At 74.7% G+C, this 12,040-nt stretch carries 12 protein-coding genes; 4 read left to right on the top strand and 8 right to left on the bottom strand.

Going from position 1 to position 12,040, the window contains the following annotated elements; translation table 11 throughout:
- Nucleotides 1-21 precede the first annotated feature (21 nt).
- Nucleotides 22-207, top strand: coding sequence for a hypothetical protein (locus C1N81_RS25560; protein WP_394432854.1), 186 nt, complete (start codon nt 22-24; stop codon nt 205-207).
- Between the two features lie 72 nt (nt 208-279).
- On the opposite strand, the gene C1N81_RS25555 is transcribed toward C1N81_RS25560, so the two are convergent.
- Nucleotides 280-1,548, bottom strand: a complete 1,269-nt coding sequence (locus C1N81_RS25555; RefSeq protein ID WP_394432852.1) for a GNAT family N-acetyltransferase — start codon at nt 1,546-1,548, stop codon at nt 280-282.
- 117 nt (nt 1,549-1,665) lie between these two features.
- A complete protein-coding gene (locus tag C1N81_RS25550) occupies nt 1,666-2,253 on the bottom strand; it encodes an RsiG family protein (protein ID WP_394432850.1) in 588 nt (195 codons plus the stop codon).
- Between the two features lie 165 nt (nt 2,254-2,418).
- On the opposite strand from C1N81_RS25550, the gene dtd reads away from it, so the two are divergent.
- Complete coding sequence (gene dtd / locus C1N81_RS25545) at nt 2,419-2,844, top strand: D-aminoacyl-tRNA deacylase (protein WP_394432848.1); 426 nt, start codon at nt 2,419-2,421, stop codon at nt 2,842-2,844.
- Nucleotides 2,845-2,901: 57 nt separating this feature from the next.
- Here dtd and C1N81_RS25540 read toward each other — a convergent pair whose 3' ends face one another.
- The 4 genes from C1N81_RS25540 to C1N81_RS25525 form a co-directional block, all read right to left on the bottom strand.
- Complete coding sequence (locus C1N81_RS25540; protein ID WP_394432846.1) at nt 2,902-3,882, bottom strand: CAF17-like 4Fe-4S cluster assembly/insertion protein YgfZ; 981 nt, start codon at nt 3,880-3,882, stop codon at nt 2,902-2,904.
- 34 nt (nt 3,883-3,916) lie between these two features.
- On the bottom strand, nt 3,917-4,381 hold the full coding sequence (locus tag C1N81_RS25535; RefSeq protein ID WP_394432844.1) for a Fur family transcriptional regulator: 465 nt from the start codon (nt 4,379-4,381) through the stop codon (nt 3,917-3,919).
- Between the two features lie 16 nt (nt 4,382-4,397).
- On the bottom strand, nt 4,398-4,970 hold the full coding sequence (locus C1N81_RS25530; RefSeq protein ID WP_394432842.1) for an FABP family protein: 573 nt from the start codon (nt 4,968-4,970) through the stop codon (nt 4,398-4,400).
- Between the two features lie 251 nt (nt 4,971-5,221).
- Nucleotides 5,222-7,981, bottom strand: coding sequence for a helix-turn-helix transcriptional regulator (locus C1N81_RS25525; RefSeq protein WP_394432841.1), 2,760 nt, complete (start codon nt 7,979-7,981; stop codon nt 5,222-5,224).
- 104 nt (nt 7,982-8,085) lie between these two features.
- On the opposite strand from C1N81_RS25525, the gene C1N81_RS25520 reads away from it, so the two are divergent.
- Both C1N81_RS25520 and C1N81_RS25515 read left to right on the top strand, forming a co-directional pair.
- Nucleotides 8,086-8,832, top strand: a complete 747-nt coding sequence (locus C1N81_RS25520; RefSeq protein WP_394432839.1) for an ABC transporter ATP-binding protein — start codon at nt 8,086-8,088, stop codon at nt 8,830-8,832.
- Nucleotides 8,826-11,255, top strand: coding sequence for an FtsX-like permease family protein (locus C1N81_RS25515; protein WP_394432837.1), 2,430 nt, complete (start codon nt 8,826-8,828; stop codon nt 11,253-11,255). Before C1N81_RS25520 ends, C1N81_RS25515 begins: the two co-directional genes overlap by 7 nt.
- 66 nt (nt 11,256-11,321) lie before the next feature.
- Here C1N81_RS25515 and C1N81_RS25510 read toward each other — a convergent pair whose 3' ends face one another.
- Nucleotides 11,322-11,585 carry a DUF3099 domain-containing protein gene (locus C1N81_RS25510; protein ID WP_394432836.1) on the bottom strand — a complete coding sequence of 88 codons (264 nt, stop codon included), beginning with the start codon at nt 11,583-11,585 and terminating at the stop codon, nt 11,322-11,324.
- Nucleotides 11,586-11,710: 125 nt separating this feature from the next.
- Nucleotides 11,711-11,998 (bottom strand): DUF1416 domain-containing protein, encoded by a 288-nt coding sequence (locus tag C1N81_RS25505; RefSeq protein ID WP_127832476.1) that lies wholly within the window; start codon nt 11,996-11,998, stop codon nt 11,711-11,713.
- Between the last annotated feature and the right edge of the window lie 42 nt (nt 11,999-12,040).

Raw genomic sequence — 12,040 nt, 5'->3', positions numbered from 1 at the left:
GACCTAAAGGGGGTAAGTCCAATGCCGGTCTTCGCCATCCTCATCGCCGCACTCGCCATCGGATTCGAGCAGCTCATCCAGTGGAAGTACGGGCCGATGGGCATCATCGCCTTCGTCGTGCTCACCATCGGGCTCAAGGCCAAGAACACCATGATCAGCGGCATCGGGGCGGCCGTTCTCGTCCTGCTGCTCGCCCAGAGCGGCTGACCGGGCTCCCTTCCGGAGGGGAGCCGGGAGCCCGGTCGGTCCATCGACCATGCCGGTCACGGAACACCAGAGCTAGAACATGTCGAGGCACCACGGTCGCCTCGGGGTGCGGAACAGGGCGTCGGCCAGCGCGGCGGCGCCCTCCGTCTCCTCCTCGACCCGGCCCAGGGCGGCGAGCCGCGCCGCCGACACGTCGCCCAGCCACAGCGCGCCCAGCTCACCGACGTCGAGGGTGAGTTGCGGTGGCGCGGTGCTCGGGGCGCAGGACGCCCCGTCGGGGCCCGCCGAGAGCAGGAAACGGCCCTCCGCGAGCCCGGCTTCGTCCCGCACCTGGAGGACCAGGTCGCCGCTCGCCGCGTACGAACGCGCCTCCAGCGCCCGTACGGTGTCCAGGATCCGCACCCACAAGTAGTCGGCCTGCGTCACGATGCGGGCGGCGCGCGGGTCGGGGAGCAGATGCGGCAGCAGGTCGTCGGGGGCGCGGCCGTCCGTCCGGATCGTGGTGACCCAGTCGACGGAGCACAGGTGGTGCCACAGGGCGCGCTCCGCGGCCGGGGTGACGCCGATCAGGTTCAGCACGGTCGCCGTGTTGCCCGGCACCTTGGCGTCGCCCCAGTGGCCGTCGGCCCGGTACGCGACCAGGCCGTCCACCTCGCCGTCCGCCGTGCGGTACACCGCGTAGAAGGGTTCGTTGTACGGGTCCTCGGGCGTCGGCCACATCCCTGTCGCGTGCTGCCACCAGAAGTCGTCCCGGGACGGGACCCCGGCCACGCGGGCGCGCAGGCGCGCGTGCAGCGCCGGGCCGATCCGCCGCACCTCGTCGGGGTCGGCCGGGTCGATCCGGGCGCCGTCCTGCGGGCCCGACCAGCGCGGGTCGAGGCCGGTCCGCAGCACGTCGATCTCCCACTGCGCGGTGGTCGCCGCCGGGCCGAAGCCGTACCGGCCGTAGATGCGGTACTCGGCGGCGATCAGCGTCGCCGCGACGTCGCCCCGCGTCTTCGCCTCCGCGAGGTCGTCGGTCATCATGCGGCTGAGCAGGCCGCGGCGGCGGTGCGTCGGGGTGACCGTGACGTTCGTGACGGCGTCCGTCGGGACGGTTGCTCCGCCCGGGACGCTCAGGGTCTGCGCGAACGAGCGGAAGGTGGCGACCTGGCGTGTGCCGTTGCCGTTGCCGTTGCCGTTGCCCGGCTCGGTGAAGGCTGCGCGGGTTCGGGTCAGGTCGAAGTGGGACCTGCGCTTGGTCACTGTCTCCGGGGACGTGGTCGGGGGGCGCAGGAAGCCGGTGTTCAGGGCGCGGCACCACGCGGGGAGTTCTTCGTCGGTGATGGGGCGGGTGATCATGGGGTCACGGTAGGGCGGGGCCGGGTCGGGTGTCCTGGGGATTCCCCGGGGCCCGGAGGTGGGTGCGCGTTCGTCGTGGTTGCTCGCGCCGTTCCCCGCGCCCCTGACGGGGCTGGGCTAGCCCCCGTTCACCAGCAAGTCGTCCACCTGGGCCTCGCCCTCCCGGTAGCGGCGGGCGATTTCCTTGCTGCAGTTGTCCGCTGTGTGCTGGAGGTGCTGGCGGCGGCGGGAGACCTGTTGTTCGTAGCGGACGAGGCGGCCCATCGCCGCCTGGAGTTCGTCGTCCGTGCGGGCCGCCAGGTCGGAGAGTTCGACCTCGGAGAGCATGTCGGCTGCGAGGCGGCGGAACTCCTCGCTGTGCGGGGTGCCGAGGGTGACGTGGCGGGCCGAGGAGCGCTGGCGCGTCGGCTGGTCGCGCAGGATCTCCGAGAGCCGGTCCACGACGGGCTTCTCGGGGTCGCGGCGCCGGCCCAGTTCGGCGCGGAGGATGTCGATACGGCCCTGGAGCAGGCGGCGTACATAGCTGAGGTCCGCCTCGTCCTGCTGCGATTCGCGCCGTACCCGGCGCAGTTCGGGCAGGTCGAGGCGGGCCAGATCGTGTTCGGGGGCGGCCGGCAGCGCGGGGCTGTCGACGCGCTGCACGGGCGGCCGGGCCGGTGTGGCACCCGGCTCCCCGGGCCGCCGCGTACTCGGTGTGTGGCTCATGGCTTGGGCATCCATGGTGTGCTTACCGTCCCCTCGACCGGACCGCCGCCGCGCGCCATCGGCGCACCGCGTGTGAGCATGGTGCCACTCCCGGTGCCCGCTCTGTGCGCGAGTACCCCATATCCGCCCCGGATGGGGGGTTCTGGTCCACGGCATGATGGGGCTATGCGAGCAGTTGTACAGCGAGTGGACGGCGCGAGCGTCGTCGTGGACGAGGAAACCGTCGGCGAGATCAAGGGCGAGGGGCTCTGCGTCCTTGTCGGGGTCACCCATGAGGACACCAAGGAGAAAGCGGCTCAGCTCGCCCGCAAACTGTGGTCCGTGCGGATGCTCTCCGACGAGAGGTCGTGCAGCGACATCGACGCGCCGCTGCTGGTCATCAGCCAGTTCACGCTGTACGGCGACGCCCGCAAGGGGCGCCGCCCCACCTGGAACGCGGCGGCGCCGGGCCCCGTCGCCGAACCGCTCGTCGACGAGGTCGTGGCCCAGCTGCGGGCGCTCGGCGCCACCGTGGCGACGGGCCGGTTCGGGGCGCGGATGCGGGTGTCCCTGACGAACGACGGCCCCTTCACCGTCCTCCTGGAGATGTAGCGGCCTGGAGAGGTCGCGGCCTGGAGAGGTAGCGGCCTGGCGATGTAGCGGCAGGCGCTACGGCTCGACCACGACCTCCTGCGCCGCCGCCGTCGTCTCCGCCATCAGCTCCGCGTCCACCGGCACGTTCCGCTTCACCAGGGCGAGGGCGATCGGGCCCAGCTCGTGGTGGCGTACGGACGTCGTCACGAAGCCGATCTTGCGGCCTTCAGGCCCGTCCGCGGTAAGGCGTACGTCGGCGCCGTGCGGCGGCAGGTGCACCTCGCTGCCGTCGAGGTGGAGGAAGACGAGGCGGCGCGGCGGCTTGCCGAGGTTCTGGACGCGGGCGACGGTCTCCTGCCCGCGGTAGCAGCCCTTCTGGAGGTGGACGGCGGTCTCCAGCCAGCCCAGCTCGTGCGGGATCGTGCGGTGGTCGGTCTCGAAGCCGAGCCGCGGCCGGTGCTGCTCGACGCGGAGCGCCTCGTAGGCGAGGAGCCCGACCGCGGGGCCGTTCTCCTTCGCGTACGGTTCCAGGTCGCCGCGCGGCAGGAAGAGGTCACGGCCGTACGGGGTCTCGCGCACGGCCGCCCCGTCCGGTACGGGGGCGATCGATCCGGCGGGCAGGTGCACGACCGCGAACTCGGCGGTGCGGTCGGCGACGTCGACCCGGTAGAAGAACTTCATCGACTCCAGGTACGCCACGAGGGCCTCCCGGGTGCCGGGTTCCACGTGCGCCCACGTCGTCGTGCCGTCGTCGACGAGGTACAGGGCGTGCTCGATGTGGCCGTTGGCGGAGAGGATCAGCGCCTCGGTGGACTGCCCGGGAGGCAGTTCGCTGACGTGCTGGGTCAGCAGCAGGTGCAGCCAGCTCAGCCGGTCCTCGCCGGTGACGGTGATGACGCCGCGGTGCGAGAGGTCGACGACGCCCGACCCGTCCGCGAGGGAGCGCTGTTCGCGGAACAGGTCGCCGTAGTGCGCGGCGACGCCTTCGTCCACGCCCTCACCGGGGACGGCGCCGGGCAGGGTCAGCAGGGGGCTGCTCGTTGAAAGTCGCTCCATGTTCACCCACACTACGACGAGCGGCCGGGGCCGCTTATTCCTGCCGCTCCCGCTCTTCCCGCGCGGACTTCGGCCGCTCGGTGCACTTCGTGCAGCGGCCGAAGATCGCGAAGTGCTTCAGGTCGGTGTCGAAGCCGAACTCGCGGCGCAGCTTGGCGGTGAACTCCGCGGCCACGTCGACGTCGGCCTCGATCACGTCCGTGCAGTCCCTGCACACCATGTGGATGTGGTGGTGGCGGTCGGCGAGGTGGTAGGTGGGCGCGCCGTGCCCGAGGTGGGCGTGGCTGACGAGGCCCAGCTCCTCCAGGAGCTCCAGGGTCCGGTACACCGTGGAGATGTTGACGCCCGACGCCGTTCTGCGCACTTCGCCCAGGATGTCGTCGGGGGTCGCGTGCTCCAGGGTGTCCACGGCTTCGAGGACAAGCTGTCGCTGCGGCGTCAGCCGGTAGCCGCGCTGCCGCAGATCGCTCTTCCAGTCGATTCCCTCGGTGCTCACCACACCGCCGAGTGTAGGACTACTTGAAGAAGGCGATGCCGTCGTCCGGCATGTCCGGGAGGTTGCGCGCCATCTCGGCGACCTCCTCCGGGGAGACGACCTTCTTGAGCTGGGCCGACATGTAGGGGCGCAGCGGAACCTCGGGGGTCTGCTTCTCGCCGACCCACATGAGGTCGCTCTTCACGTAGCCGTAGAGGCGCTTGCCGCCGCTGTACGGGCCGGAGGCGGCGGTGCGGGCGACCGCGTCGGTGGCCAGGTCGATCTGCGGCTTCTTGTCGGCCAGCTCGCCGTACCAGACCTCGACGACGCCGTCGTCGCGGACCATGACGACCTCGACCTTGCGGTCCTTGTCGACGCGCCAGAAGCCGGACTCGGACTCGAGCGGCTTCACCTTGTTGCCGCTGCTGTCGAGGATCCAGCTGTGCGAGTGGTACTCCAGGAAGTCCCGCCCGTCGTGGGTGAAGGAGACCTCCTGACCGAAGTTGGCCTTCTCGGCGCCCGGGAAGTCGGTGACGCCTGCGCCTGCCCAGTTGCCCAGCAGGAAGGCGAGCGGGACGAGGTCGGGGTGCAGGTCGGACGGGATCTGGATCATGGAGTTACTCAATCAGTGCGATAGGTCAGCGCTGGCCCTGGTACAGCTTCTTCACGGTCAGACCGGCGAAGGCGAGGACGCCGACGCAGACCAGGACAAGGAGAGCGGAGAAGAAGGCCTCAAGCACGGGTGCTCCTCGGTGAGCGGATTACATCTCGGGTGACATACAGAGCCGGGCCCCACTGTAGTCGGGTGGGGCCCGGGGCTCTCGGTGAGGTCCGCCGGTGGGGTCGCCCTCGCGTCGGCGGCGCTCACGCCTCCGTCAGATCCAGCCCCGCCAGCCGCGCCCGGCTCGCCACCCCGAGTTTCGGGAACGCCCGGTACAGGTGGTGGCCGACCGTCTTCGGGCTGAGGAAGAGGCGGGCGCCGATCTCCTTGTTGGTCATGCCGGTCGCCGCGAGCCGGACGATTTGGAGCTCCTGCGGGGAGAGCGAGTCCAGGGCCGCCGGGGTGCCGGCCGGTGTCCCCGGGGTGCCGGCCGGTGTCCCCGGGTCGCCGGTGGCGCGCAGTTCCGCGCGGGCCCGCCGCGCCCACGGGGCGGCACCGAGCCGCTCGAACGTCTCGGCCGCCGAGCGCAGGTGGGCTCTGGCCTCCGTCTTGTGCCGTTCGCGGCGCAGCCGTTCCCCGAACAGCAGCCGGGTGCGGGCCGCCTCCCAGGGGCGCCCGCTGTCGGCGTGCAGCCGGACGGCGGTGGTGAAGAGGGCGTGCGCGCGCTCCCAGTCGTCCTCGGTCAGCGCGCGGCAGCGGTGCAGGACGGCGTCGGCCCAGGGCTGCCCGGACGCCTCGGCCCAGGCGGTGAACCGGGCGAGCGGTTCGTGCGCCGGGTCCGCGAGCGCGGCGTGCGCCGGTTCTCCGGTGCGCGCGGCGGCCTCGATCCAGTCGGGGGCGGCGTACACGCCCTGGATCTGACGGCGCGCCGGCCCCTCCTGGGCGGCGGCGAGGCGCTGGACGGCGCCCGCGCCGTCGCCGCGCCCCAGGTCGGCGAGGGCGAGGGCCCACTCGGCCCAGGCGAGGCCGCTGACGATGCCGGTGGTGTCGTGGTGGTCGTGGCAGCGGGCCGCGTGGTCCCGGGCCTCGGTGAGGTCGCCGCGGACGGCCGCGAGCCAGGCGAGCAGGCCGTGCAGGTAGCCGCCGCGGTGCGGCCGGCCGGTGTCCGCCGCGAGGCGCAGGCCCTCGGTGGCGGTGGCCGCCGCCTCCCGGAACCGGCCGAGGTACAGCTCGCTCGCCGCGAGCGGGAGGTGGGCGAGCGGCAGCCAGCCCATGTCGCCCCGGTCCCGGCACTCCTCCGCCACCTCGGCGGCGATCCGCCGCCCCGCCTCGAAGTCGCCGATGAGGCCCGCGACGAACGCCGTGTTGATTCGCAGGGCACGCGGCGCGCCCGTCTCCTTCCGCCCGTACGCGACCAGCGGGCGCATCACGGGGACGGCGTGCGCGGGCCCCTGTTCCAGGAAGACGGCGGCGCCGCGCACCGCGTCGGTCGCGGGCCCGAGCCCGTCGCCGGGGTCGAGCGCGAGCGCGGTGAGGCGGTCGGCGCAGCCCCGCAGCCGCCCGGGGTCGCCGAGCTGCCAGGCGTTGCGCGCGGCGTCGACGAGCAGCGCCCCGGCCTCGGCCCCGGCGTCCAGCGCCGCCGCGCCGCGTACCAGCAGGTCGTGGGCCAGCTCCGGCGCGCCCTCCTCGAACGCGGCGCGGGCCCGCAGCGCGAGGCAGCGGGCCAGGGTGTGCGGGTCGTCGGCGGCGGGGCGGGCCTCGCGGAGGAGGGCGCGGGCCCGCTCGGACAGGCCCGCGTCGGCGGCGGCGCGGGCGGCGTCGACGAGGCGGCGGGCCTTCAGCGCCGGGTCGGTGGTGAGGGCGGCGGCGCGGGCGAGTGCGGCGCCCGCGCCCGCGTGGCCGCCGAGGGCGTCGGCGCGGACCGCGGCCCGGGCCAGCGCGTCGGCGACCTCGTCGTCGGGGCCGGTCGCGGCGTGCGCCCGGTGCCAGGCCTGCCGGTCGGGGTCGTCGGCCAGCACGCGGGCCAACTCCGCGTGCACGCCGCGGATTTCGCCGTGTGCGGCGGCGTTCAGGACGGCGCCGCGCATCAGTGGGTGACCGAACTCAAGGCGCCCCTCCGTCCCCCGCGGCCACACCAGCCGCGCCCGCTCCGCCTCCTGGAGCGGGGCGCGCCCGGTCACCCGCTCGATCACGGCGAGGTCCCCGTCGCCGACCGCGGCGACGAGCAGCGCCCGGCGCGCGGGCTCCGACAGGTGGGCGACCCGGGCCGCGTACGCGTCCTCCAGGCGGCGCGGCAGCGGCACGGCGTCCGCGCCGGGCACGTCACCCCCGTACGAGGACAGTTCCCGCAGCGCCAGCGGGTTGCCCGCGCACTGCGCGACCGCCCTCGTCCGTGCCGCGCGCGGCAGCTCCGGTACGTGCTCGTCGAGCAGCCGCCCGGCGCTCGCCTCGTCGAGGCCGGTCAGGCGCAGCGAGGGCAGCCCGGGCGGGTTGAAGCCGTGCCCGAGCCGGGCGCCGAACAGCAGCACGACCCCTTCGGCGGCGAGTCTGCGGGCCGCGAAGAGCAGGGCCTGCGCGGAGGCGTGGTCGAGCCAGTGGGCGTCGTCGACGACGCACACCACGGGCCCGGCGTCGGCCAGTTCGGCGAGGAGCGACAAGGTGGCGAGTCCGGTGAGCAGGGGGCCGTCCGGCGCCTTCGCGCGGAGCCCGAACGCCCCGCGCAACGCGTCCGCCTGCCGCGCGGGCAGCCCGTCGAGCCGGTCGAGCACGGGGTGAAGGAGCAGATGCAGCGAGGCGAACGGGATCTCCGCCTCCGTCTCGATCCCGGTGGCCCGCACGACGCGCATGGCGTGCGCGTCCCGGGCGCGCCCGGCGGCGTACGCGAGCAGCGCGCTCTTGCCGATACCCGGATCGCCCCGGACCACGAGCGCGCCGCTGTGCCCTTCGGCCGCGGCGGCGAGCAGCCCGTCGAGCCGCGCCTGTTCCTCGTCGCGGCCGTACAACCGGCCGTCTCCCCCGCCCATGCGGCGCATCCTAGGGCGCCCGGGGCGCGGGACGTCGGTAGTCGGGGGCGGTCTTGGGCACATGCCCGATACCGTCGCCGCCCGCGCCCGGACAGGCTCCCGGCATGGAGACAAGACCAGCGGACGCGTCCGTCGTCCTCGACCGCGTCACGCGCCGCCACCCCGGTGGCGAGACCCCGGTGACCGCCCTCGACGACGTGTCGGTGACGTTCGCGCACGGCACGTTCACCGCCGTCATGGGCCCGTCCGGGTCCGGCAAGACGACGTTGTTGCAGTGCGCGGCCGGGCTCGAACGGCCGCAGGCGGGGCGGGTGTGGGTGGCCGGACACGATCTGGCGCGGCTCGGCGAGCGCAGACGGACGCTCCTTCGCCGCGACCGGATCGGCTTCGTGTTCCAGTCCTTCAACCTGCTGCCGTCGCTGACCGCCGCGCAGAACGTCGCCCTGCCGCTGCGCCTCGCGGGCCGCCGCCCCGACCCGGCGCTGGTCCGCCAGGGCCTGGCCGCCGTGGGCCTCGCCGACCGGGCCGGGCACCGGCCGGCCCAGCTCTCGGGCGGCCAGCAGCAGCGCGTGGCGCTCGCCCGCGCCCTGGTGACCCGGCCCACCGTGCTCTTCGCCGACGAGCCGACCGGCGCCCTCGACGCGTCGACCAGCCGCGCGCTCCTCCAGCTCATGCGCACCCTCGTCGACCGGCACGCCCAGACCCTCGTCATGGTCACGCACGACCCGCTCGCGGCGGCCTGCGCCGACCGCGTCCTCTTCCTCGCCGACGGCCGCCTGACCGGCGAACTCACCGACCCCACCCCCGACGCCGTGACGACGCGCATGTTGCGCCTGGAGGCGTCGTGCTGAGCCTGGCCCTCGCCACCCTGCGCACCCGCTGGGCCTCCCTCGCGGGCTGCTTCGCCGCCCTCGTCCTCGGCACGTTCCTGATGGCGGCGTCGGGCCAGGTGCTCGCCTCCACCCTGACCTCGCCCGAACGAGGCCCGCAGCGCTACGCCGCCGCGCCCGCCGTCGTCGTACCGGACACGGACCTCGTGGTGGAGACCGCGCGCGGGACGAGCGGTGCCCCGCTCGCCGAACCCCGCTCCCTGCCCGCCCCGCTCGCCGGGCGCGCGTCCCGGCTGCCCGGCGCGGTCGTCGACCGGATCATCCCGGCGCGGCTCGCCTCCGGCGCCACCCTGACCGGCCGCCCGTGGTCGGCGCACCGCACGGCCCCGCACCGGCTGACGGCGGGCCGCGCACCGCGCACGGCGGACGAGATCGCCGTGGGCGGGCGGCGGTCCCGCGTCGGCGAGCGGGTGAGGATCGTGACGGCGGCGGGCCCTGCCACGTACCGGATCGCCGGCACCACCACCCCGGGCCCGGAACCGACCGTCTTCTTCACCGACGCGCGGGCGGCCCACCTCTCGCCGCGCGTCGACGCCTTGGCGCTGTGGCAGCCGTCGACGGACGTGCGCGACCTCGTACGCGGCACCGGCGCCCACGTCCTGACCGGCGACGACCGGGCCAGGACCGATCCGGCGCGGGCCGCCGACGCCAAGGCCCGCAACGACGCGAACACCGTCGTCGGGATCGCGGGCGGGTTCGCCGTGTTCGTCAGCGCCTTCGTCGTCTCGTCGACGTTCGCCCACGCCACCGGGCGGCGCCGCCGCGAGTTCGCCCTGCTGCGCTCGGTCGGCGCGACCGGCCGCCAGCTGCGCCGCATGGTGCGGGCCGAGGCGTGGCTGCTCGCGCTCGCCGCGTCCGCGCTCGGCGCCGTGCTCGGCCCGCTCGCCGCGCCCGCGCTCCTGGACCGCCTGATCGCGCTCGGCCTGGCCCCCGACTGGACGGTCGTCAGCGACTCGTCCGTCCCCGCGCTCGTCGCCTTCCCGACCGGTGTCGTCGTCGCGCTCGTCGCCGCCGCCGCACCGGCGCTGCGGGCCGGGCGCACCGGCCCCGCGGAGGCGCTGCGCGAGGCGGCGGTGGAGAGCCGGGCGATGACCCCGTTCCGCTGGGTCTGCGGGCTCGGCTGCCTCGCCACCGCCCTGGTCAGCATGGCCGTGAACGCGCTCACCGACCCCGCCTCCGCCACCCACAACAAGACGGCGATGCCGCTGGTCATGCTGCTCGTCGCCGCCGCCGCGCTGCTCGCCCCCGCCGTCGCCGCCCCGGTCGCCCGGTTCGTCGCCGTACCCCTGTCCCGGCTGCCGGGGGCCGCCGGTGAGGTCGCCGCGTCCGCCGCGCTCGCCTCCGCGCGGCAGAGCGCGATGACGGCGGCCCCGGTCCTGGTCACCGTCGGCCTGACGGCGGCGCTGCTCGGCGGCGCGGCCACCGGCGACGCGGCGAAGGAGGAGCTGCGGACGCGCCCCGTGCGCGCCGAGTTCGTCGTCACGGCCCACGGTGACGGCGGCCTCGACCGTGCGCTGACGGACCGGCTGCACGCCCTGCCCGGCGTGGACGTCTCCGCCCCGGTCCCCACGAGCGTCTACACCCTCGAAGGCGATACGAAGCTGATCCGGCGGCCCGTCGAGGCCGTCGACCCGCAGGCGCTGGACGCGGCGGCGGACGTCCCGGTCGCGGCCGGCTCCCTGGCCGCGCTCCGCCCCGGCACCGTCGTCGCCTCCCCCACCTGGGAACACGCGCTCGGCGAGACGTTCCCGGTGTGGGGCCCCGACGGGACCAGGACCACGCTCAGGGTCGTCGGGCTGCTCGGCCCGGGCGCCACCGCCGACGCGTACATCACGCCGAGCCGCACGATCACCGCCCGCCCGTCGCGCGCGTACGTGAAACTGCGCCCCGGCACCGCACCCGGCCCCGTACGCGCCGCTCTGGAGCGGGCCGCACGCGGCCACAGCGCGACGGCGCTGAGCAGGGAGCAGTGGAGCGCGGAGAGGGAGACGGGCGGCCGGTCGGCGAGCCGTACGGGCCTGCTCGCGGTCCTCGGCGTCGTCCTCGCCTACACGGTGCTCGCCCTGGTCACGATCTCCCTGATGGCGGCGGCCGACCGCACGCCCGAACGACGCGCCCTCGCGCTACTCGGCGCCCGCCGCCGCCAGGTCGCCGCGTTCGCCGCGACGGAGGCGCTGCTCGTGGTGGCGGTCGGCGCGCTGCTCGCTCTCGGCGCGGCGACGCTCAGCCTGACCGGCCTGTGGTGGTCGGTGCTGCGCCTGACCGGCCCGATGTGGCCGAGCGTGCCGTGGGCGGCGACGGGAACGGCGACGGCGGTCTGCGCGCTGCTCGCGGTGGCGGCGGCGACGGTACCGGCGGCGCTGACCCGCCGTCCGGGCACGTGACAGTCGACCCGCCATCCGGGCACGTGACAGTCGACCCGCCGTCCGGACATGTGACGTTGAAGGGCGTCAGGGCCTGGGGCGCTTCTTTCCGTCCAACTCGTCCCACCACTCATCGGACTTGGCGTCGCCCGACGGATCGTCCCACCAGCGGTCCTCGGGCCCGCGCCGGTTCGCGACGATGGCGGCGACCGGCGGAATGACCATCGCGACCACGCACATCCCGACGGCGACGGGCACGGACCAGAGCCGCACGAGCCCCCACGCCAGGACGAACAGGCCGATGCACAGCCCCATCATGGCGAAGTACAGATGCTTCCGCCGCGCGTACATGTTCTCAGCGTAGGCCCGTATCGATCCCCCCGCGCAAGCCGAAGGACCGCACCCCGTACCAGTGGCGTCCAACCCCCGGGGATGCGGCCCTTCGAGCCTGTGATGTGCGCGTCGCGGCGCCGCCGTCACACGGCGATCGCGACCTCCGCGAGTCCGCCGGTCTGCGCGACGACCGTACGGTCCGCCGTGCCGCCCGGGACCAGCGCGCGCAGGGTCCACGTGCCCTCGGCCGCGTAGAAGCGGAACTGGCCCGTGGCCGAGGTGGGCACCTCGGCGGTGAACTCGCCGGTCGAGTCCAGGAGACGGACGTAGCCCGTCACCGGCTCGCCGTCGCGGGTCACCTGGCCCTGGATCGTGGTCTCACCGGGCTTGATCGTCGAGGCGTCGGGACCGCCGGCCTTCGCTCCACACATACGTAACTCCTAGGCAGGAAAGGTCAGTTGGACGTGGTTCGG

This window comes from Streptomyces sp. SGAir0957 (assembly GCF_043523415.1).
This window is presented reverse-complemented; position numbering and strand designations above follow the sequence as displayed.